This window comes from Caballeronia pedi, from assembly GCF_001544915.2.
GTDB classification, from domain to species: Bacteria; Pseudomonadota; Gammaproteobacteria; order Burkholderiales; family Burkholderiaceae; genus Caballeronia; species Caballeronia pedi.
In genome coordinates this window covers 48,375-68,708 of sequence record NZ_FCOE02000034.1, presented here as the reverse complement: position 1 = coordinate 68,708, position 20,334 = coordinate 48,375, and the positions used below count along the sequence as shown (strand labels likewise).

Sequence of the window (20,334 nt, the reverse complement as noted above, 5' to 3'; positions counted from 1 at the left end):
GCGCACTTCGCCGATTTACGGGGAACAGCTTCCCACTTCTGGTCGGTAGTGCGATCAGGCTGGCTTCCCTATAGTTTCGTCACGCAACGCAGTTTGCACTCTCTATCCTTCGGGAGAAGTTGAAATGGATCGTCGTCTATTAACACTTGCGCTCGGCATGTTCGCACTGGGGACCGATAGCTTCGTCTTCGCGGGCATCCTGCCTGAACTTGCCCATTCGTTCGGCGTGAGCATCGGCGCGGCGGGTCAGTTGATCAGCGTCTATGCACTGAGCTACGCGCTGCTGGGTCCGACCATCGCCGCGCTCGCCGCGAATGTCGGACGCAAGCGCTTGCTTCTGAGCGGTATCGGCCTCTTCGTGATTGCCAACCTCGGCACCATCGTGGCGCCGAACTTCGGCATCGCACTGGCTACGCGTGCTTTGGCCGGCCTCGGCGCGGCAATGTTCTCGCCGACCGCCAGCGGCACCGGTGCGGCACTGGTGCCGCCGGAGCGGCGTGGCTACGCCTTGTCCATCATCGTGGCGGGCCTGACCACCGCGACCGCGCTCGGCTCGCCGATCGGCGCGGTCATCGGCGGCCTCGCGGGCTGGCACTGGACGATGGTGCTCGTCGCCGCGCTCGGGGCCGCGGCATTCTTCGGCATCCTCGCATTCATGCCCGAGGTGCCGCTGCCGCCGGCCATCTCGCTGCGCGCGCGTCTGTCGCCGCTGACCGATGCGCGCGTCGGCCTCACGCTCACCACGACCGTGCTCGCACAGATCGGCACCTTCATCATCTTCAGCTACTTCTCTGTCGTGTTCGACCGTGCGACCGGCCATAGCCCCACGGTGCTGGGCGCGTTGCTGGTGTTGTGGGGGCTGGCCGGGACGTTCTCGAACCTGCTGACGGGACGCATTCTCGACCGCATTGGTTCGCACAAGGTGGTATTGATCAAGCTGGCCATCGTCGCGGTGGTCGTCTTCACCATGCCGATCACGAGTGCGCACCTGTGGAGCGCGGCCATCGCGGTGACGGTCTGGGGTGCGTGTGCGTGGGGTGTCCTGGTGCCGCAACAGTTCCGCCTTGCCAGCCTGAATCCGCCGACGACCTCCGTGCTGGTCGGCCTCAACACGTCGGCGACTTACGTGGGCGTGTCGATCGCCGGCACGCTGGGCGCCGCCGTGATCCCGCTTACCGGCAGCCACAACCTGGGTTATCTGGCAGCCGTTCCCGTGGTGATCGCGATTCTGGTGTCCGGGCTCGCGACGCGCCGCATCGCATCGTTCGCGGGAACCAAGAGCGCGGTAGCGGCCTGAGTACGCTGCACGTTCCGTTCATTCGAGATTTCAAGGAAAAGGAAACAGTCATGTCCAAAGCAGGCACGTTCCGTCAGTTGCACAATCAGTCGACACCGCTCCTCTTGCCCAACGCCTGGGACGCCGGCAGCGCGCGTCTCATCGAGGCGCAGGGCGCATCCGCGATCGCCACGACGAGCGCGGGCTTTGCCTGGGCGCTCGGTTATCCCGACGGGCGCATGCTGCCCTTCGACGAAGTCATCGGCTCGGTTCGGCGTATCGTCCGCGTGCTTGAAGTGCCCTTGTCGGTCGATGTCGAAAACGGCTACTCCGACGATCCCAAAATCGTCGCGGCGCATGTGATGCAACTCGTGGATCTGGGTATTGCCGGCATCAACATCGAAGACGGTCCGGACGCAGCGTCGCTGCTGGCCGCGAAAATCGAGGCGATCAAAGAGGCCGTTGCGAAAGCCGGCGTGGACCTCTTCGTCAACGCGCGCAGCGATGTCTTTCTTGCCAGCCTCGTCGAGAAGGCGAAGCAGCCGCAGGAGGCGATTGCTCGCGGCCACCTGTATGCATCGGCGGGCGCGGACGGTCTTTTTCTTCCGGCGCTCGTGCAGCCGTCCGATATCAAGGCGATCGTCGGCGCGATCCGGCTGCCTCTGAACGTGATGGCGCTGCCCGGCCTCGCCGATGCCGCTACCCTCGGCAAACTCGGCGTGCGCCGGCTCAGTGCGGGCAGCGGCATCGCGCAGGCGGTGCTCGGCAGAACAAAAGCCATGGCGGCGGACTTTCTGGCGCACGGCCGTTCCGAGACACTCGATGACCAGCCGTTGCCCTACTCCGAACTTCAGCATCTGTTCGCCTGACCGGTCAAACGTCAGACGCCACGCGCAGTGCTCAAAACTCTCGCAGCGTCAGCTCGACGTGCTTGAGCCTGCGCACCATACGCTCGATGAACTCGTCCGTCACATGCGGCAACGCGCGCTGACTCGGGACGATGATCCCGACCGTCAGCTCGTTGATGTTCTCGTCGTCGATGGGCCGCCACACCACGTCGCCGCGCGACAGTTCATCGAGAAACGCGAGTTTCGAAAAGAACGAGATGCCGCGTCCCGATGCGATGAGCCGCTTGAGCAAGGTCGTCGAATTGCATGTCACGCTCGGCTGCAGCGACTCCCAGAACGGCGGAAACTCGTTGGACATCACGCCCTGAATCGGCGAGCGTCCTTCGAGGCGCAGAAACGCATGATGCCGGCACTCGTCGAAGGTGACGCGCTCGCGCCTGGCGAGCGGATGCGACGACGCCATCACGACGCCCGGCGGCAAGGGCACGTCGGTCACGACATCGAGTCCGGTTGGCAGCTTCGTGATGTACGTGATGCCGACGTCGTACTCGCCGCTCAGCACGCGCGGCGGGACATCGTGCGGCGGCACGGCGGCGATCGAATACGTGACCGCCGGATACGCATCCGAAAAATCCTCGACCGTCGCCGGCAGAAAATCGACGAACAGCGAATCCATCGCCACCACCGACACATGGCCCTTGCGCTCGCCCTTCAGCTCGTCCAGTTCGCTGCGCATCAGGTGGAAATCGTTCAGCGTCTCGCGAATGTGCTGCAGCACGCGCTCGCCGGCGGCATTCAGGCGAATGCCATTGGGCAGCCGGTCGAAGAGTTCCGTGCCCATCTCCGATTCGAGCTTGAGTATCTGCCGGTTCACCGCGCTCGATGCGACATAGAGGTTCTGCGCGGCCTTGCGGATCGATCCGCACCGCGCGACCTCGACGAAATACTTCAGAACGTTCGCGTGCATCGCCAGTCCTTAGTCCATCACCTTGATCCGCCACTTCGCGGCCACGACGCGACCACGGGATGATCGAAGGCTACCTTGCCGACGTCCGAAGCGCCACCCGGTGAACCGAGCGCGCTCACGCCGGCATCGAAGAACGCGCGGTTCACCGTGGCGAACGCCGCTTCCGCTCGCGGTAGCTCATCCTCGTGATAGATCGCCTCGGTCGGGCACACCGAGACGCATACGCCGCAGTTGATGCATTCCTCCGGATGGATATAGAGCGTGCGCCCGCCTTCGTAGATGCAATCGACCGGACAGCACTGCACGCACGCGCCGTCCTTCACGTCGATGCACGGCGACCCGATCACATAGGCCATCAGCGTCCCCTCCATTGCGGCTTGCGCTTTTCCTGGAACGCGCGCACGCCTTCGTGCGCATCCTCCGACTGCAGCGCGCTGACGAGCGCGGGGAGCCTGAGCGCCTGCGCTTCACTCGCCGACAACGTCGACGTGCGGCGCACGACCTGCTTGATCGCCTGCACCGACAGCGGCGCGCAGGCGAGCACGGCATCGACCCATCGATCGACGGCCGCGTCCAGATCGGCGCGCGTCACGACCTCGTTGACGAGCCCCATCTCCAGCGCATCGTTCGCCGAAATGCGGCGTCCCGTCATGAGCATCGCCATCGCCTGACGATAGGGAATCTGCCGTTGCAACAAGGTCATGCCGCCGTCGAGCGGCATGCGCCCGACGAGCGCCTCGGGCAAGCCGAAGCTCGCTTCCTCGCATGCGATCACGAGATCGCAGCCGAGCACCATCTCGAAGCCGCCGCCGAGCGCGTAGCCGTTCACGCGCGCGATCACCGGCACGTTCAGCGTCTCGCGCAGCGCGATGCCGCCGAAGCCGCCCGGACGCGGCGCGGCCCAGTATTCGAGGCCGCTCATCGCGGGATTCTTGAGATCCGCGCCGACGCAGAACGCGCGCTCGCCCTCGCCCGTCAGCACGACGACGCGCACGTCGCGGTTATGTTCGAGCTCGCTCCAGATGCGTTGCAGCTCGGCTTCGGTTTCCAGATCGACGGCGTTGAGCGCTTCGGGACGCGCGAGCGTCACGGTGGCGACGTGTCGATCGATGACGAGGCGCACGCTCATGCGGCCTCCGTCGTCGTGAGGCCGAGCACCTCGGCCGTGTGTTGCCCCAGTCGCGGCGGCGCGCGACGCAACACCACGGGCGCGTTCGACAGCTCGATCGGGCTGCCGATCAGGCGCACCGGCTGCCCTTCTCCGTCGCCTTCGATGACGAGCCGGTTATGCAGCGTCTGCGGATCGACGAGCGCCTCACGCAGATCGCGCACCGGCGCGCACAGCAAATCCTGTTCTTCGAGTCGCGCGAGCCAGTGCTCGCGGCTGTTGCTCGCGAAACGCTCGCGGAAGGTGCGCTGCAATTCGGCCTTGTGCGCGAACTGCTGGTTCAGGTTGCAGAAGCGCGCATCGGCGGACATGTCGGCGATTTCCAGCGCCGCGCAGATGTCGCGCAACGGATTCGCCTTGAACGCGCCGACCAGCACGAGCGGTCCCGTCGTCGTATCGAACACGCCGGAGAGCGGCATCGCGGCCCAGTTCACTTCGGAGTCGGCCATCATGATCATCGCGGCTTCCTGCATCTGCATCGCGAGCATCGAGTTGTAGAGCGACACGTTGACCTTCTGCCCCTCGCCCGTGCGCTCGCGATGCAAAAGCGCGAGCAGAATGCCCTGCACCATGTGCATGCCCGCCGAGTAATCCGCGAGCGCGGTCGGATAGACGGAGACGGGCAGCGCGTCATCGGCGCGGCGCGCCATCACGCCGCTCATCGCCTGCGCGAGCACGTCCTGGCCGCCCTTGTGCGCGTACGGTCCCGTCTCGCCGAAGCCCGTGCCGACCGCGTAGATGATGCGCGGATTCAGCGCGCGGCAGTCCTCAAAGCCCAGGCCCAGCCGATCCATCACGCCCGCGCGGAAGTTGTTCACGACGACGTCCGCGTCCGCGATCAGCGCCTTCAACGCTTCCATCTGCGACGCATCGCGCAGATCGAGCGCGACGCTGCGCTTGTTGCGATTCAGGCTGCAGAAGATCGGGTTGTCCGCGCCCGCGACCGGCTCGAAAGTCGAGCGGCTCAGATCGCCCGCGCCATGCCGTTCGATCTTGATGACATCCGCGCCGTAGTCGGCGAGCATCTGCGTGCAGACGGGGCCCATCATCACCTGCGTGAGATCGATCACGCGCACGCCGGTCAAAGGAAGTTCATGCTTCTTCATTTTGTTCTCCGTGTTGCTCATGCTGCTTCCCTCGCATCGATATGCCGTGCGAGCGCCGGGACGTCCGCGTTGCGCCCGCTCTGGTCGCCCGGGTCCGCGCCCTGCGCGCGCAGCGTCTTTTGCAGCGCGGACACGTCGACGTCGCGTACCGTGACGCCTGCGTTCAGCGCGAGCGCCGCCGCGACGCCAGCAGCCTCGCCCATCGCCATGCACGGCGGAATCTCGCGCGACATCTTTTGCGCCTGCGAGGTCGCCGAGTAATGCCGGCCCGCGACGAGCAGGTTGTCGATTTCCTTCGGCAGCAGCACGCGATACGGCATGTAGTAGTCGCGTCCGCGCGCGATGCTGTCCGTGAAGCGCGTGCGCTGCGCGAGGTCTTCCTTCGTCATCACGTATTCGCCTTGCAAGAGGCGCGTCTGACGCACGCCGGTCTGCGGCGCGACATCGATCACATAGCATTGCTCGAAGCCTGGCAGTTTCTCGCGCGCGAATTCGACGACCGCGTGAATATGGCTGCGCCCCTTCATTTCAGCGTGGGTCAGGTCTTCGGGCTTCAATCCATCGAGGCCGGCCATGTGCGGACAGTTGCACCACACGACGCCCGGCAGCGGCGTCTTCAACCACCAGTAACCCCAGGAGCCGCCGAGAATCCGCTTGATCTGACGATCGAGCGCGGCGAATGCTTCGGGTTCCTCTGCTTCGAAACGTTCTGCCGCATCGGTGTCGACGCCGCCCAGACGGAACACCGTCGTCGTGATGTAGCTGCCGCCGACATGCGGCACGCCCGCCGACGCCGCGACATCGAGATCGCCGGTCGCGTCGATGACGACATCGGCGAGAATCGCTTCGCGCCCGCTCTTGGTCTCGCAGATCACGCCCTTCACCTTGCCGTCTTCCACGAGCGTGCGCGAGAACCACGAATGCAGCCGCAGTTTGATGCCGAGCGACTCGACCATTTCGAGCGCGACGCGCTTCATCGCGTCGGGATCGAAGGCCGCCGCGAAGCACACCGGATGCGGGTTCTTCTGGCTATGAAAGTCGAACGTGCCCCAGCGGCCCCATTTGCGATACGCCGCCGGATCCTCGCCCCATTCGTCCGCGCGCGGGAAGTACGCGAGCTTGCGCGCCGCCATCCGTTCGATGAAGGTCATGCAGGTGCCGCGCACCGAGATTTCCTGCAAATGGTTGTCCCACATGTCGTCGAGCACGAGCACCATGCCGCCCGATGCGAGACCGCCCAGATGGTTGTAGCGTTCGAGCAGAATCACTTGCGCGCCGTTGCGCGCCGCCGCGATCGCCGCGGACAATCCCGCCGGGCCGCCGCCGACCACCACGACGTTCGCCTGCGCCGCCACGCGCACGTCGCGTGCGGGTTCCTGAATCCAGTCGCTGATCATGTTCATTTCGTCTCCTGTGTTGATGGTTCGTGTCGCGTCGGTTTCAGCGGACGCCTTCCGGCTGCCACTTGACGAGCCAGCGCTCGAGCGCCGCGATCACGAGGAAAAAGAAGCCCGAGAGAACGGCGCTCATGATGATCGCCGTGTAGAGCAGCGCCGAGTCGAAGGCATAGGTCGCCTGGATGATCATCGCGCCGATGCCTTCGGTCGCGCCGATCCACTCTCCCACCACCGCGCCGATCACCGCCATCGACGCCGCGATGCGCAGCGCGGAGAACAGATACGGCAGCGATGCGTAGAGCCTCAGCTTGAAGAAGATTTCGCGCTTGCTGGCGGAGAGCACGTGCATCAGTTCCATCGCCTGCGGGTTGACGGCTTCGAGACCGCGCACCATGTTCACGAGCGTCGGGAAGAAGCAGACGATCGCCGCGATGGTGATCTTCGGCTCCAGCCCGTTGCCCATGATGAGCACGAGAATCGGCGCCTTGGCGACCACCGGAATCGAATTGATCATCACCGCGACCGGATAGAAGATGTCCTGCAGCGTCTTGTTGTGCACGAAGATGGTCGCGAGCACGATGGCCGCGAGATTGCCGAGCAGAAAGCCGAGCGAGGCTTCGACGGCGGTCGGCACGAGGTTCTGCAGCAGCACGTCGCTCTTGGCGAAGAGCGTCTCGAACACGAGCGCCGGCGACGGCGCGATGAACGGCTTCACATGAAAGCCCGCGACCACCGCCCACCACGCGAAGATCAGGCTCGCGACGCCGAGCGCGGGCAGCATGCGCGCGCGCCACATCTGCTGACGACGGCGCGCGCGCCACGCCTGCGTTTCCTCGTCCGGCAGGTTGGCCGGCACGTTCAGATTCATTTCGGACGTAGCCATCAGCAAGTCTCCAGTACGCGGCGCAGGTGCGCGGTGAGTTCGACGAATTCGCGCGTCTCGCGGATATCGAGCGTGCGATCCTCGGGCAGGTCCACCGGCACGATTTCCTTCACGCGCCCGGGGTTCGCCGCGAGCATGAGCACGCGCTGACCGAGGAACGCGGCTTCGTAGATGCTGTGCGTGACGAACAGCGTCGTGAGTCCGAGCTCTTTCCAGACGCGGCGCAGTTCTTCGTTGAGACGGTCGCGCGTGATCTCGTCGAGCGCGCCGAATGGTTCGTCCATCAGCAGCACCTTCGGGTCGCAGACGAGCGCGCGGGCGATGGCCACGCGCTGGCGCATGCCGCCCGACATCTCGTGCGGAAAGGCGTCCTCGCGTCCCTTCAGACCGACGAGTTCGAGCAGTTCGCGCGGCGTCGCCCACCCGGCTCGCGAGCGGCCGTTCGCCACCTGAAGCGGCAATTCGACGTTCTGAAGCGCGGTGCGCCACGGCAGCAGCGCCGCGTCCTGAAACACGAAGCCGATATCGCGCCGTTCACGCGCGCCCTGCGGCGGCGCGCCGAGCACGCTGATGCTGCCGCGGCTCGGCTTCACGAGATCGGCGACCACGCGCAGGAACGTCGACTTGCCGCATCCCGACGGCCCGAGCAGCGTGAGGAACTCGCCCTGCGCGATATCGAGGCTCAGGCCTTCGATCGCGGTAACGCTGCGGCGGTCGGTGAAAAAGCGCACGTTGATGTCGCGGCAACTGATCGCGCAATCGATGTCCTGCGGCAGCGCGAAGTGCGAGTTCGCCCGCCCCGCGCGCGGCGGATTCAAAGTGGCAGCATGCATGGGTTACACCTTCAGGCGAGAGGAGTGAGTGGCCTTGAGCACGTCCATCGTCATGACGTCGTCGACCTTGGGTGGTCCCGCGCGGAACTGGCCGAGCTGGCCGTACATCGCGATCTGCTCTTCCCAGACGCTTGCGTCCATCGCGCCCCAGCCCTGCGTCTGCGTGGTCTGGTCGAATGCATAGCTCATCAGCGAATCGATCGCGACGCGCTCGTCCGCGCGATTCAGGTTCGGATAGTCCTTCACCAGCATGTCGACGGCCTGATCGCGGTTCTGGTTGGCGTACATCCAGCCGCGCGCGGTGGCGCGCAGAAAGCCCGCGACGACCTCCGGATGTTCCTTCAGGCTCGACGTGGTCGCGTAATACGGCAGCGCGTAGAGGCGCACGCCGCTGTCCCACAGGCGCAGGTCCACGCGGTCCGCGCCGAGCGGCTTGAGCGCCGTGGTGTTGGTTTGCCAGCCGGTGACGGCGTCGACCTGACCGGCGACGAGCGGCATCATGTCCGCGCCGACCGGCACGATCTTCACCTGACTCTCGGGAATCTTGTGCTTGGCGAGCAGCGCGCGCAGCAGGACCATGCCCGTCGACTGAATGCCGATGCGCTTGCCGATCATGTCCTGCGGCGAGCGGATCGGCGCCTTCTTCAGCGAGAAGAAGGTATACGGATGCTGCTGGAGTCCAACCGCGATGCACTTGATCGGCAGCCCTTCCGAGACGGCCAGCATGATGGACGGGCTCGACGAAATCTCGCCCGCCTGATAGCGCCCCGACGCGACGATCGCGACGCCGTCGATGTTCGGTCCGCCCGGCTGGATATGAAAGTCGATGCCTTCCTTTTCGTAATAGCCGAGTCGCTTGGCCACCACCTCGCCGACCTGATTGCCGCCCGGCACCCAGCCGAGCTGCATGTTGACGGTCGCGAGTCCGCCCGCGAACGCGCGCACCGACAGCAGGCCGCCGCTCGCCGCCAGCGCGCCCGCGGTGAGCGTGCGCAGCATGCGCCGCCTCCCCGCGTTTTCGATCATTGCCATTTTCGTCTCCGGTGTTTCCAGCATGGGCTCCCCTTTTCAACGGTCATTCATCTGACGGGTGATGCCGAGTGACCCCATTGTCAGCAGCCAAAAGTGTCCCCGCATAGCATCATTTTTTGCGATGAGTGATGCCGAAATTAGAGCAGGTGGGTATACCCGGTGAGTCGAACACGTTGAAAAGGCGCACGCAACGCGTACGGATGCCAGGCCCACGCGCGCTAAAAATTCGCTCGCTGGTGGCCAAATTCGGTGCTATCCCGCGCGTTTTTTGTTCCGCAAGAATCTGTCGGTGCCGATGCCCGCGGACATCGGGCAAGACGTCATCCGACACCCGCGCCGGTTTTCAGACGGATTGATTCGCCATCCTTATCGATCGGGACGTTTCCGTTCAAACTCATACAACAGGAAAGCCATGAAACGACGTTTGTTGGTCATCGCCGTAAGCGCGCTGTGCGCCCAGAGCGCGTTCGCCCAGAGCAGCGTGACGCTCTATGGACTGGTTTCGACAGGCATCGTCTATGCGAACAACCAGCGCGGCGCGGACAAGCAGGGACATTCGACCTGGCAGTTCGCGAGCGGTCCGATGCAGACGCCGCGCTGGGGCATGAAGGGCACCGAAGACCTCGGCGGCGGCGTGAAGGCGATCTTCACGCTGGAGAACGGCTACAACATCGGCAATGGCACGCTATCGCAGGGCGGACGCGAGTTCGGGCGGCAGGCGTTCGTCGGGCTGTCGTCGAACACGCTCGGCACGATCACCTTCGGGCGTCAGTACGATGAGGCGGTCACGCTGTGCGCGTTCGAATCGGCGTGCCAGTTCGCGGCGTACGGCGCGCATATCGGCGACAGCGACAACGTGTTCGATACCTTCCGCATCAACAACGCGGTGCAGTACAAGACCATCGACTATGGCGGCTTCCAGGCGCAAGCGCTGTATGGTTTCTCGAATCGCGCGGGCGGCTTTTCCGACAACAACGCGTACAGCGCGGCGATGCAGTATCGCCGCGGCCCGCTGTCGCTGGGCGTGGCGTTCCTGCTCGTCAACGAGCCGAACGATCCGAACAACCCGAACGGCGCGGTGGTCGGCGATTATGGTTTCACGTCGCCGTTCATCACCAACCCGTCGACCGGCGCGGGCGTGCGCAGACAGACGATGTACGGTGCGGGCGGCGCATACGCGTTCGGAACGGCGAGCGCGTCGTTCCTCTATACCAACGCGCGCTTCGACTATCTGGACGAATCGCGACTGACCTTGCAGAACTTCGAAGTCTCGCTGACGGACTATGTGTTGCCCGACTTGCTGCTCGGCGCCGCGTACATCTACACGACCGGCCAGTACCATCCGCAGGACGCGTCGCCCGCGTGGCATCAGGTGAATGCAGGCGCCAACTATTTCCTCAGCAAGCGCACGGACCTGTTCCTCGTCGGCGTCTATCAGCGTGCGGCGAAGGACGCGCCGTATGCGCAGATCTACACGTTGTCGCCATCGACGACGAAGACGCAAGTCTCAGCGGTGATCGGGATGAGGCATCGGTGGTAGTGCGGACATTCGGCACGCTCATCGCGACGTTCAGGTTATGTGCACGGCGGTATCAGATTTCGTAATGGTGATGACCGGCTAATTTGGCGTGCGTACGGGCTTACTACACTTCGCTCATCGGACCGCGCATCGTTCGATGCGCCGGTAGCCCTTCACCCCTGAAATCGGAGTCCATTGTGAGAGACGTACGCGCCCTACCAAGCAGAAAGCGAGTCCTTGCCTGCATGCTCATGACCCTCGGTCTTGCTTCGACCGGTCCGGCAATCGCACAAGTTCAGGTCCCGAGCCAGAGCCAGAACCAACAGGCGGCTTTGCCTCGTGTTGCGGTATTGGCGACGGGCGGCACGATCGCCGGCACCGCCAGCAGTGAAACGCAGACAACGGGATACACATCCGGTGTTCTCACCGCAGATGCACTCCTGAAATCCGTTCCGTCGCTTGGGAAAGTGGCCGAGGTTTCAGGAGAGCAGGTATCCAACGTCGGAAGCGAGAACATCACCAACGAAATCCTGCTGAGACTGGCTAAACGGGTCAATCAACTTCTTGCTCAGCCGGACATTGCAGGCGTCGTGATCACGCACGGAACCGATACGCTCGAAGAAACGGCGTACTTCCTCAACCTCGTTGTCAAGAGCGATAAGCCCGTAGTCGTGACCGGCTCGATGCGTCCATCGACTGCGATCAGCGCGGACGGGCCTGGCAATATCCTTCAGGCCGTGACCGTGGCCGCCTCGCCGGATGCACGCGGACGCGGCGTCATGGTCGTGTTGAATGACCGTATCGGCTCAGCTCGCTACACGACGAAAACGAACGCAAACACACTCGATACCTTCAAGAGCGCCGACGATGGCTATATCGGAACCCTGATCGACCAGGTGCCTCATTTCGAAACCGCCGTGACGAAACTTCAGACGACACGAACGCCGTTCGATGTTTCGAAGCTGGACTCGCTTCCTGAAGTCGACATCGTCTATGGTCATCAGAACGATGGCGGGTACCTGTACGACGCAGCGGTGGCTCACGGCGCGCGCGGGATCGTCGTCGCGGGTGTGGGAGCCGGGAGCGAGTCGCTTCTGGCGCTGCCGTCCATCAAGAAGGCGGTGGACAAAGGCGTGATCGTCGTCCGTTCCTCGAGAACCGGCAGCGGCTATGTTCCCGAAGATCCGGCCTATCTCGGGCTTCTTGGAGACAATCTCAATCCGCAGAAAGCTCGCATCCTCTTGATGCTTGCGCTTACGATCACCAGCAATCCCGCCCGCGTGCAGGACATGTTCCATCGGTTTTGATGTTCAGCGCGACCTCATGTTCAGGCGTGCTTCGAGGTAGTATTAGAAATCGTGATACTCCCGCTTGACATGCTGTTTTCTTGAATTCGTCAACATAGACTGTTTCTCAAGGTGCTCACTTGAACTGGGCGCCAGGAACGAGAGATAGGAGACGATTGTGAGCAAACAGGTACTACTCGAAGATCTACCGCTTCGCCCATTCCACGTAGGCGTCGCATTCAGCGGAACGGGCGGCCAGTTCAGCGACGGTTTCGTGCTGGGCATCATCGGCATTGCCGTCAGCATGGCAGCGGGACCGCTGCATCTCGATGCGCTGTGGATGGGCCTGCTCGGCGCGGCATCGCTGGCCGGTCTTTTCTTCGGCAGCATGTTCGCGGGTCCCATCGCCGATAAATACGGCCGCCGGACGATTTTCGCATTCGACATGCTGCTCTTTGCAATCGTTTCAGCCGCGCAGTACTTCGTCACATCACCCGCTCAACTGCTCGTTCTGCGCCTGGTTCTTGGCCTCATCCTCGGCGCCGATTACGTCGTCAGCAAGTCTCTGGTCACCGAGTACTCGCCCCGTCGCTATCGCGGACGCCTGCTCAGCGTGCTTGCAGCAGCCTGGGCGGCAGGATATGTCGGTGCCTACCTCGCTGGCTTCGCGATGCGCGATATCGGCCCCGACGCCTGGCGCATCATGCTTGCGGCGAGCGGCATTCCCGCCCTGCTGATTCTGCCGTTCCGTCTCGTGGTGCCCGAGTCCCCGATGTGGCTGATGAAACGGGGTCGTGGCGACGAAGCGCTGGCGATCGTCCATCGCAAGTTCGGTCCCGAAGTCATGCTCTCGACGCCGGGCGCTTCGCCCCAGCAGCGTCGAAGCGCGTGGTCGGAGCTGTTCTCGCCTCGCTGGCGCAGGAACACGCTCGTCGGATGCGTCTTTTACACGTGCCAGGTCATCCCTTACTTTGCATTGGGAACCTTTGCGCCGAAGGTGCTCGAGGCGCTGCAGGTCAAAGACAAGTTCGTTGGCGGCCTCGTCTACAACGTCCTGCTGTTCGCGGGCGCCATCATCGGCCTGCTGCTGATCGACAGGATCTCGCGCCGTACCTTTCTCATCGGGACCTTCTACCTTGCCGCGCTCGGTCTGGCCGTGCTCGCCTACGCCAGTTTCGGACCCGTCGGCACGATGCTCGCGTTCGGCGTCTTCGCCTGCATTCTCTCGGCTGCGGCCAATCTCGAGTTCGTCTATCCGCCCGAGCTGTTTCCCACTCATTTGCGAGCATCCGGCGTGGGCCTGGCTGTTGCATCGAGTCGCTTCGGCTCCGCCATCAGCACGTTCCTGCTGCCGATAGCGGTTCAACATGTCGGCATTCACTCGGCGCTGGGCGTTTGCGTCGCGGTGCTGCTGTTCGGTGGCGTGTTCTGCCACGTGATGGCGCCCGAAACCGGCACCGAGAATCTCTCTGACGTTCAATCCGATAGCGCCGCCGAAGAGCCGTCTCAGCAAGCGCAGCATCATGAAGCGACGCGGATCTGACTTGTCCATCTGGATGCCGGCAATCAGGCGCGTGACGATAAGTGGATGCTCAATGCAAGGAAACGAGTCATGTCGCCCAACAAGCCGATCGATATGCACGCAGTACAGGTCTTCGTCGCCGTCGCGGAAGAAGGAAGCATGTCCGCGGCAGCAACCAGAATGGGCATCTCCCAATCAGGGGTATCGCAGATCATTCGGCAACTCGAAGACGAGCTGGGCGTCGTGCTGGTGAACCGTACGACCCGGCCGCTCGCATTGACGCCGTTCGGCATCGCGCTTCGCAACCGTGGCGCCGTGCTGAGCGAGGAAATTGCAAATCTGAAGGCGCAAGTGGTCGAAGCAGGACAAGGTATCAAACCCGATTTACGTATCGGGCTGGTCGATTCGTTCGCTTCCACCTGCGGGTCGATCTTTACGAAAAACCTGTTGAGCAAGGTGTCGCAGTTGTCGATACGTACCGGATTGAGTCCCCAGCAGGGCGAGGCGCTTCTGCGTCGCGACCTGGACCTGATCGTCACGAGCGACCCATTGATCGATGCGAATGACGTGGTCCGGTATCGGCTCTTCTCGGAGCGCTACTTCGTCGTGACACCCAAGGATCTGAGAAAGCCAGTCAGGACGCTGGAGGATCTGCGCGCTCTGGCAAACAGCTTGCCCATCGTGAGATTCAACCGGACCTCTCAGGTGGGACTGCAGATCGAGCGGTACTTGCGGCGTATCGAGGTACGCGCCCCGAACCGTCTCGAACTCGACAACGCCGATGCCCTGACGTCGATGGTTGCGGAAGGAATCGGATGGGCGATCACATCCCCCATGTGCCTTCTCCAGGCAGTGACGCATGCCGGACGCGTGACCACGCACGTCGTCGAGAAGATGGGGCTGGAGCGTTCGCTTTATCTGGTGGCGCGACGAGATGAATACAACGCTTTCTTCGATGACGCGTGCGATACGGCACGCGATGTCATCGAAACATCATTCTTGCCGAGACTGAAAGCGCTCGGCGGGAACATAGAGACACTTATTACCGTTGGCGAAAGGATCAATCATGAATGAGCTTACTCAGGGCGAGCAGCGAATCGAACGCGACTACGTTGGCGAAGTCGGCATTCCGGGCGACAAGCTCTATGGTGTCAACACCGTCCGCGGTGTCGAGAACCTCACGGTGTCGCCAATCGGCGTTGCTCACTATCCGGCGTTCCGGGATGGGTTCGCGCAGGTCAAGTGGGCCGCCGCCCTGGCCAACCTCGATAACGACGTGATCAGCAAAGCGCAATGTGAGGCGATCGTACAGGCGTGCAGGGATGTCATCGCGGGACATTGCGACGCCTCGCTCGTGGTCGACCTCATGGAAGGGTCGGGCGGGACTTCGACCAATATGAACTTCAACGAAGTCATTGCCAACCGCGCCCAGCAGATCATGGGGCACGCGGCGGGAAGCTATGAGATCGTCCATCCCAACGATCACGTGAACGCCTCTCAGTCGACGAACGACGCTTATCCCGCAGCGTTGAAGATCGCAACCCATGCGATGCTCGGACCGCTGATCGAGGAAGTCTCTCAACTCGCCGCTCTCTTCGATGGCAAGGCCATCGAATTCGCGGATGTTCTTCACCTCGGACGCACCTGCCTGCAGGACGGCCAGCCGATGCGCCTGGGCCAGTTGTTCGGAGGCTACGCATCGCTGACCGAGCGTCTGGCGGAAGAACTTGCCGTGATTCGCGACAAGCTCCGCACACTTCCGTTGGGCGGCACCGCTATCGGAACCGGCTTCGGTGCTCCGGCGGGTTACCGTGCCGCCGTCTACGCGCACCTTGGCAGCATCACCGGCGTGGCGTATCAGGCGCCGAAGAACTCGTTCGATGCGATGCAGAACATGGACGTGTTTTCCCGCGTTTCGGCCGAACTGCGGACCACGGCCGTCTCACTCGCAAAAATCGCGTCCGACTTGACGGTCCTGTCGTCCGGGCCCGTCGGCGGCCTGGGCGAACTGAAGCTGCCGGAGGCACAGGCCGGTTCATCGATCATGCCGGGCAAGGTGAATCCCGTTCTGCCGATGGCCATGATTCAGTTGAGCTTCGCGGTCGTCGGAAACGACGTCGCCGTTGCGCAGGCCGTGCAGTATGGCGAACTGGAAATCAATCATTTCGAACCCGTGGTCGCGTCGCGCGTGTTCGACAGCATCGCCCTGCTTACGAATGGCATCCGCCGGTTCGCCGGGAAATGTGTGAAAGGCATTCAGGCGGACGTCGAGCGCAACGAGAAGCATCTGATCGAGTCGATGGCGGTGGCAACGGCGTTGGTCCCGAAGATCGGGTACGCGCGTGTCAGCAAACTTGCACGTCAATCCGTTGCGGAAGGCCGCTCTCTCGTGACCATTCTCGACGAGTCTGGATTGCTCTCGTCGGATGCCACGATGGCGGCGATTCGCAAGGCCTCGTATCCTGTGTTCGAAGCCTGACCGCGCGAATGGCGCGGTTCACCCAGGCGGGCCGCTCGTCGGCCCGCTCGTAGAGAGAATCGAACGACAGCATGCTCGGGAAACACGAACTACTGAAACGCCTCGACGAATGGGAGATTCCATTCTCGTGTGAGGAGCACGGCCCGGTGCTGAACATGGCCGAATCGGGGAAACTGACGCTTTCGCTGGAAGGCACGCGCAGCAAAAACCTGTTGCTCCAGGACAGGAAGGAGCACTACTTCCTGATCGTGACAACGGCCGTGAAGGCACTCGACCTGACCGCGATAGCGCAAGCGCTCGGCTGCAAGCGGCTGTCCTTCGCGTCCTCCGACAAGCTTTTCGAGTTGTTGGGAATCCGCACGGGTTCCCTGAGCCCGCTGGCGCTGGTCAACGATACGGCCGGACGTGTTCGCCTGGTTCTCGACACGGAGCTGATTCGTGAATCGACTCTTCTCTTCCACCCGCTCGAGAACAATGCGAGCATCGCCTTGTCGCCGCACGCATTGGAAGCCTTCCTGACTGGCATCGGTCATCGCGCCGAGTGGAAGGAACTCGCCGGCAGGTAGCACGCATGAAACTCACGCTTGCTTCGGTGTCGATCACGATTTCGTCTCGTTGGCTTTCCCGGTTCGACGGCCGCTGATGTCGTCATCCAACGCGGCCTCTTCATCAGCCGACATCTCCACGGACGGCGGCGTACCCTCGGCCGGCAGCGTGAACCAGAAGCTCGCTCCCACGACGCTGCCGTTTTCCATACGATTCTCCGCGCCGATCTCGCCGCCGTGCGCTTCCACGATGGCGCGGCATATCGCGAGCCCAAGCCCGACGCCGGACTGCGCCGACTCCTTCTCACCGCGCGTGAACTTCTCGAACAGACGCTTCTGCATGCCGGCCTGAATGCCCGGGCCGCGATCGTCGACTCGCACGCGCACGACGCGCTTCGCGGCATCCTGCTCCACGCGCGCGGAGATATCGATGTCCGTGCCCTGCGGCGTGTATTTCGCGGCGTTCTCCAGCAGATTGGCGAACAGCCGGTCCATCAGGACGGCATCGAGTTGCAGCAGAGGCAAGTCCGCGGGGATGCGCGTCTGCACGCGGCGGCCCGCCAGCGTGCGCCTGAGGCCGGCGAGCGCCGCTCCCACGGTTTCCTCCAGCATCGACCATTGCCGGTTGAGACGGATCGCGCCCGCCTGCAGTCGCGCCATGTCGAGCAGATTCGTGACGAGCCCGCTCATGCGCAGCGCTTCGTCGTGAATCGCATGCACGAGCTCTTGCGAACGCGCCGAGCCTTGTTCGCCGACACTGACCTGCTCGTCCAGAATCGACGCGAAGCCGACGATGGACGTCAGCGGCGTGCGCAGATCGTGCGAGATGGCCGAGAGCAGCGCATTGCGCATCCGCTCTGATTCCATGTTGACGAGCGCATCCTGCGCGATCTCGACGTAATGCACGCGCTCCAGCGCGAGCGCGATTTGCGCCGCGAAGGTTTCGATCATGCGCCGTTGCTCGGGGACGGCGAGATCGGAGGGCCGCTGCGACGCGAACGCGAGCACGCCGCGCGTGCGCATCGGCGCCTTGAGCGGCAGATAGAGCGCTTGCGCCGCAGGCAGCGTGTCGGTGCTGCGCCCCGCGGGCTTTTGCTGGTCATAAACCCATTGCGCGATATCGAGGTCGAGTTCGGTTCTGTCGAGTGTCGTCCCGGGGCTCACTTCGGTCACCTTCTGCTGTACTTTCTCGCCGCTGTCCGGCAACAGGATGGCGGCCCTCGCCTGGAAAACCTCGGCGATGTGCCGGGTGCCGATCTCGATGATCTGCTCGGTCATCAGCGCGGCGGCGAGTTCCTTGGTCATCGCGTACATCGCGCCTGTGCGGCGCTCGCGCTGCGAAGCGATCCGCGCTTCGCGCCGCAGGCTCGAAGTGAGATGGCTGATCGTCAGCGAGGTGAGCAGCATGACCGCGAAGGTGAGCAGATACTGCGTGTCGCCGACCGAGAACGACATCACCGGGGCGACGAAGAAGTAATCGAACGCAGCGACCGACAGAAACGACAGCATCACGCCCGGTCCACGCCCGAGCCGCACGGCGGCGAAGATCACGCCGAGCAGATAGAGCATCACGAGGTTCGTGACGGCGAAGCGTTGCGCGGCAAGCGCGCTGGCGATGAGCGTGATGCCCGCGCCGATTGCGAGCGCGAACGCGTAGGCGCGAGGCGGCGAGCGCATGCCCTCCCGAAGCGCGCCGAAGGTGAGCGCCGGGCGCGGCTGCCCGTCGCGCGCGCCAGTCGACACGAGCGTCACGTCGATATCCGCTGCCTGACGGATGATGCGCTCGCTGACCGGCCGGTCGAAATAGCGCTGCCATCCTTGCGCGGACGATGCGCTGGCCACCAGCTTCGACACGTTGCGCATGCGCGCGTAGTCGATGAGCGTCGCGGCGGCGTCCGCGCCGTCCAGCGTGACGGTTTCCGCGCCGAGTTCGGAGGCGAGCTTGAGCGCCTCCAGCGTGCGGCGGCGCTGATCGTCGGAGAGGCGCTGAAGCTTCGGCGTCTCGACATAGACCGCGAGCCAGTCCGCCTTCAATGCCGCCGCCAGCCGCGCGGCGGCGCGCACCAGCGCCGCGCTCTCCGGACCCGGCCCGACGCATGCGATCAGGCGCTCGCGGGCGCGCCAGATGCGCTCGATCGACTGATCGGCGCGATATTCGCGCATCTGCGCATCGACACGATCGGCGGTGCGGCGCAACGCGAGTTCACGCAGCGCGATCAGATTGCCCTTGCGGAAGAAATTGCGCACTGCGTTCTCGGCCTGCGTCGGCAGATAGACCTTGCCGTCGCGCAAACGGTCGAGCAATTCCTCGGGCGGCAGATCGACGAGCGTGACTTCATCGGCGAGATCGAAGACGCGGTCCGGCACGGTCTCCCATACGCGAATGCCGGTGATGCGCCCAACGATATCGTTCAGACTCTCCAGATGCTGCACATTGACGGTCGTGTACACGTCGATGCCCGCGTCGAGCAGTTCCTGGACGTCCTGCCAGCGCTTCATGTGGCGCGAGCCCTGCACGTTCGAATGCGCGAGTTCATCGACCAGAACGAGCTGGGGCTTGCGCGTGAGCGCGGCATCCAGATCGAACTCCGCAAGCAACCGCCCGCGATATTCGATGCGCGCCGCCGGCAGCGTCTCCAGCCCGTCGAGCAGTGCGATCGTCTCCTTGCGGCCATGCGTTTCGACCACGCCGACGACCACGTCCACGCCCTCGTCGCGCCGCCGCCGCGCGGCCTGCAACATCGCGAACGTTTTGCCGACGCCCGCCGACGCCCCGAAAAACACTTTCAGGCGGCCGCGCTGAAGCTTCTCCTCATCTCGCTGGAGCTTGTCGAGCAGTTCATCGGGATCGGGGCGGGTCATTGCTCTTGCTCGTGGTGGTCCATGGTTCTGCGTTTCAGCCCTTGCCCGCATCCAGTGCGAGGTTGAGCTTGAGTACGTTGACGCGCGGCTCGCCGAGCACGCCGAACTGGCGTCCCGCGGTTGCCTGCGCGACGAGCGCCTGCACCTGCTCGACCGTCATGCCGCGCGCCTTCGCGACGCGCGTGACCTGATACGCCGCGGCGGCGGGGCTGATCTCGGGATCGAGCCCGCTGCCCGATGATGTCACCAGATCGACCGGCAGCGCCATCTGGTTGTCCGGGTCGGCCGCGTGCAGCGCGTCGATGCGCCCCTTGATCTCATCCGCGAGCGCGGGGTTGGTCGGCCCGAGATTCGAGCCGCTGGAGCTGCCCGCGTTGTACGGATTCGGCGTCGTGGCAGAGAGGCGGCCCCAGAAATACTGCGGCGCGTCGAACTGCTGGCCGATGATTTCCGAGCCGACGGTTTTGCCGTCGCGCTCGATCATGCTGCCATTGGCCTGATGACTGAACGCCGCCTGACCGATCGCGGTGACGACCGCGGGATAGATCAGCCCGGTCACCACCGTCAGCGCGACGAACAGCACCAGGGCCGGGCGAAGAACGTTTTTCATG

18 protein-coding genes are annotated in these 20,334 nt (G+C 63.7%); 8 read left to right on the top strand and 10 right to left on the bottom strand.

Features of this window, described 5'->3' with window-relative positions:
• Positions 1-124 precede the first annotated feature (124 nt).
• Together AWB80_RS33010 and AWB80_RS33005 are read left to right on the top strand one after the other, a co-directional pair.
• Positions 125-1,297, top strand: coding sequence for an MFS transporter (locus tag AWB80_RS33010; RefSeq protein WP_061178867.1), 1,173 nt, complete (start codon positions 125-127; stop codon positions 1,295-1,297).
• A gap of 50 nt (positions 1,298-1,347) precedes the next feature.
• Positions 1,348-2,145 carry an isocitrate lyase/PEP mutase family protein gene (locus AWB80_RS33005; protein WP_061178866.1) on the top strand — a complete coding sequence of 266 codons (798 nt, stop codon included), beginning with the start codon at positions 1,348-1,350 and terminating at the stop codon, positions 2,143-2,145.
• 31 nt (positions 2,146-2,176) lie between these two features.
• On the opposite strand, the gene AWB80_RS33000 is transcribed toward AWB80_RS33005, so the two are convergent.
• The 8 genes from AWB80_RS33000 to AWB80_RS32965 are packed head-to-tail and all read right to left on the bottom strand — an operon-like array spanning position 2,177 to position 9,510.
• Positions 2,177-3,091: a LysR family transcriptional regulator gene (locus AWB80_RS33000; RefSeq protein WP_061178865.1), complete on the bottom strand. Its 915-nt coding sequence runs from the start codon at positions 3,089-3,091 to the stop codon at positions 2,177-2,179.
• Between the two features lie 17 nt (positions 3,092-3,108).
• Positions 3,109-3,447, bottom strand: coding sequence for a ferredoxin (fdxA, locus tag AWB80_RS32995; protein WP_061178884.1), 339 nt, complete (start codon positions 3,445-3,447; stop codon positions 3,109-3,111).
• Positions 3,447-4,220 (bottom strand): enoyl-CoA hydratase-related protein, encoded by a 774-nt coding sequence (locus AWB80_RS32990; protein ID WP_061178864.1) that lies wholly within the window; start codon positions 4,218-4,220, stop codon positions 3,447-3,449. The genes fdxA and AWB80_RS32990 overlap by 1 nt, the downstream gene beginning before the upstream one ends.
• Positions 4,217-5,365 carry a CaiB/BaiF CoA transferase family protein gene (locus AWB80_RS32985; RefSeq protein WP_061178883.1) on the bottom strand — a complete coding sequence of 383 codons (1,149 nt, stop codon included), beginning with the start codon at positions 5,363-5,365 and terminating at the stop codon, positions 4,217-4,219. Before AWB80_RS32985 ends, AWB80_RS32990 begins: the two co-directional genes overlap by 4 nt.
• A 17-nt stretch (positions 5,366-5,382) precedes the next feature.
• Positions 5,383-6,768: an FAD-dependent oxidoreductase gene (locus tag AWB80_RS32980; protein WP_061178863.1), complete on the bottom strand. Its 1,386-nt coding sequence runs from the start codon at positions 6,766-6,768 to the stop codon at positions 5,383-5,385.
• A 37-nt stretch (positions 6,769-6,805) separates the two neighbouring features.
• Entirely contained in the window at positions 6,806-7,645 is an 840-nt protein-coding gene (locus tag AWB80_RS32975; protein WP_061178862.1) for an ABC transporter permease, read from the bottom strand.
• Positions 7,645-8,478, bottom strand: coding sequence for an ABC transporter ATP-binding protein (locus tag AWB80_RS32970; RefSeq protein WP_061178861.1), 834 nt, complete (start codon positions 8,476-8,478; stop codon positions 7,645-7,647). Before AWB80_RS32970 ends, AWB80_RS32975 begins: the two co-directional genes overlap by 1 nt.
• A 3-nt stretch (positions 8,479-8,481) precedes the next feature.
• The gene (locus tag AWB80_RS32965) at positions 8,482-9,510 is read right to left on the bottom strand and encodes an ABC transporter substrate-binding protein (protein WP_061178882.1); all 1,029 of its coding nucleotides are present in this window, start codon (positions 9,508-9,510) and stop codon (positions 8,482-8,484) included.
• A 412-nt stretch (positions 9,511-9,922) separates the two neighbouring features.
• Here AWB80_RS32965 and AWB80_RS32960 point away from each other — a divergent pair, with 412 nt between their 5' ends.
• The 6 genes from AWB80_RS32960 (at position 9,923) to AWB80_RS32935 (ending at position 16,882) form a co-directional block, all read left to right on the top strand.
• Positions 9,923-11,050 (top strand): porin, encoded by a 1,128-nt coding sequence (locus AWB80_RS32960; RefSeq protein WP_061178860.1) that lies wholly within the window; start codon positions 9,923-9,925, stop codon positions 11,048-11,050.
• A gap of 224 nt (positions 11,051-11,274) precedes the next feature.
• Complete coding sequence (locus AWB80_RS32955) at positions 11,275-12,336, top strand: type II asparaginase (RefSeq protein ID WP_279628680.1); 1,062 nt, start codon at positions 11,275-11,277, stop codon at positions 12,334-12,336.
• A gap of 157 nt (positions 12,337-12,493) precedes the next feature.
• Complete coding sequence (locus AWB80_RS32950) at positions 12,494-13,858, top strand: MFS transporter (protein ID WP_087131777.1); 1,365 nt, start codon at positions 12,494-12,496, stop codon at positions 13,856-13,858.
• A gap of 69 nt (positions 13,859-13,927) precedes the next feature.
• Positions 13,928-14,911, top strand: coding sequence for a LysR family transcriptional regulator (locus AWB80_RS32945; protein ID WP_087131785.1), 984 nt, complete (start codon positions 13,928-13,930; stop codon positions 14,909-14,911).
• Positions 14,904-16,316 (top strand): aspartate ammonia-lyase, encoded by a 1,413-nt coding sequence (locus tag AWB80_RS32940; RefSeq protein ID WP_061178857.1) that lies wholly within the window; start codon positions 14,904-14,906, stop codon positions 16,314-16,316. Before AWB80_RS32945 ends, AWB80_RS32940 begins: the two co-directional genes overlap by 8 nt.
• Positions 16,317-16,387: 71 nt before the next feature.
• Positions 16,388-16,882, top strand: a complete 495-nt coding sequence (locus tag AWB80_RS32935) for a prolyl-tRNA synthetase associated domain-containing protein (RefSeq protein WP_061178856.1) — start codon at positions 16,388-16,390, stop codon at positions 16,880-16,882.
• Positions 16,883-16,915: 33 nt separating this feature from the next.
• Here the strand turns inward: AWB80_RS32935 and AWB80_RS32930 are convergent, their stop codons facing one another.
• Together AWB80_RS32930 and kdpC are read right to left on the bottom strand one after the other, a co-directional pair.
• A complete protein-coding gene (locus AWB80_RS32930; RefSeq protein WP_061178855.1) occupies positions 16,916-19,723 on the bottom strand; it encodes a DUF4118 domain-containing protein in 2,808 nt (935 codons plus the stop codon).
• A gap of 34 nt (positions 19,724-19,757) precedes the next feature.
• The gene (gene kdpC, locus AWB80_RS32925; protein ID WP_061178854.1) at positions 19,758-20,333 is read right to left on the bottom strand and encodes a potassium-transporting ATPase subunit KdpC; all 576 of its coding nucleotides are present in this window, start codon (positions 20,331-20,333) and stop codon (positions 19,758-19,760) included.
• Position 20,334 lies beyond the last annotated feature (1 nt).

Coding starts and splice junctions, on each gene's coding strand:
- AWB80_RS33010 (WP_061178867.1), top strand. CDS start 125: ATGGATCGTCGTCTATTAACACTTGCGCTCGGCATGTTCGCACTGGGG.
- AWB80_RS33005 (WP_061178866.1), top strand. CDS start 1,348: ATGTCCAAAGCAGGCACGTTCCGTCAGTTGCACAATCAGTCGACACCG.
- AWB80_RS33000 (WP_061178865.1), bottom strand. CDS start 3,091: ATGCACGCGAACGTTCTGAAGTATTTCGTCGAGGTCGCGCGGTGCGGA.
- fdxA (WP_061178884.1), bottom strand. CDS start 3,447: ATGGCCTATGTGATCGGGTCGCCGTGCATCGACGTGAAGGACGGCGCG.
- AWB80_RS32990 (WP_061178864.1), bottom strand. CDS start 4,220: ATGAGCGTGCGCCTCGTCATCGATCGACACGTCGCCACCGTGACGCTC.
- AWB80_RS32985 (WP_061178883.1), bottom strand. CDS start 5,365: ATGAAGAAGCATGAACTTCCTTTGACCGGCGTGCGCGTGATCGATCTC.
- AWB80_RS32980 (WP_061178863.1), bottom strand. CDS start 6,768: ATGAACATGATCAGCGACTGGATTCAGGAACCCGCACGCGACGTGCGC.
- AWB80_RS32975 (WP_061178862.1), bottom strand. CDS start 7,645: ATGGCTACGTCCGAAATGAATCTGAACGTGCCGGCCAACCTGCCGGAC.
- AWB80_RS32970 (WP_061178861.1), bottom strand. CDS start 8,478: ATGCATGCTGCCACTTTGAATCCGCCGCGCGCGGGGCGGGCGAACTCG.
- AWB80_RS32965 (WP_061178882.1), bottom strand. CDS start 9,510: ATGGCAATGATCGAAAACGCGGGGAGGCGGCGCATGCTGCGCACGCTC.
- AWB80_RS32960 (WP_061178860.1), top strand. CDS start 9,923: ATGAAACGACGTTTGTTGGTCATCGCCGTAAGCGCGCTGTGCGCCCAG.
- AWB80_RS32955 (WP_279628680.1), top strand. CDS start 11,275: ATGCTCATGACCCTCGGTCTTGCTTCGACCGGTCCGGCAATCGCACAA.
- AWB80_RS32945 (WP_087131785.1), top strand. CDS start 13,928: ATGTCGCCCAACAAGCCGATCGATATGCACGCAGTACAGGTCTTCGTC.
- AWB80_RS32940 (WP_061178857.1), top strand. CDS start 14,904: ATGAATGAGCTTACTCAGGGCGAGCAGCGAATCGAACGCGACTACGTT.
- AWB80_RS32935 (WP_061178856.1), top strand. CDS start 16,388: ATGCTCGGGAAACACGAACTACTGAAACGCCTCGACGAATGGGAGATT.
- AWB80_RS32930 (WP_061178855.1), bottom strand. CDS start 19,723: ATGACCCGCCCCGATCCCGATGAACTGCTCGACAAGCTCCAGCGAGAT.
- kdpC (WP_061178854.1), bottom strand. CDS start 20,333: ATGAAAAACGTTCTTCGCCCGGCCCTGGTGCTGTTCGTCGCGCTGACG.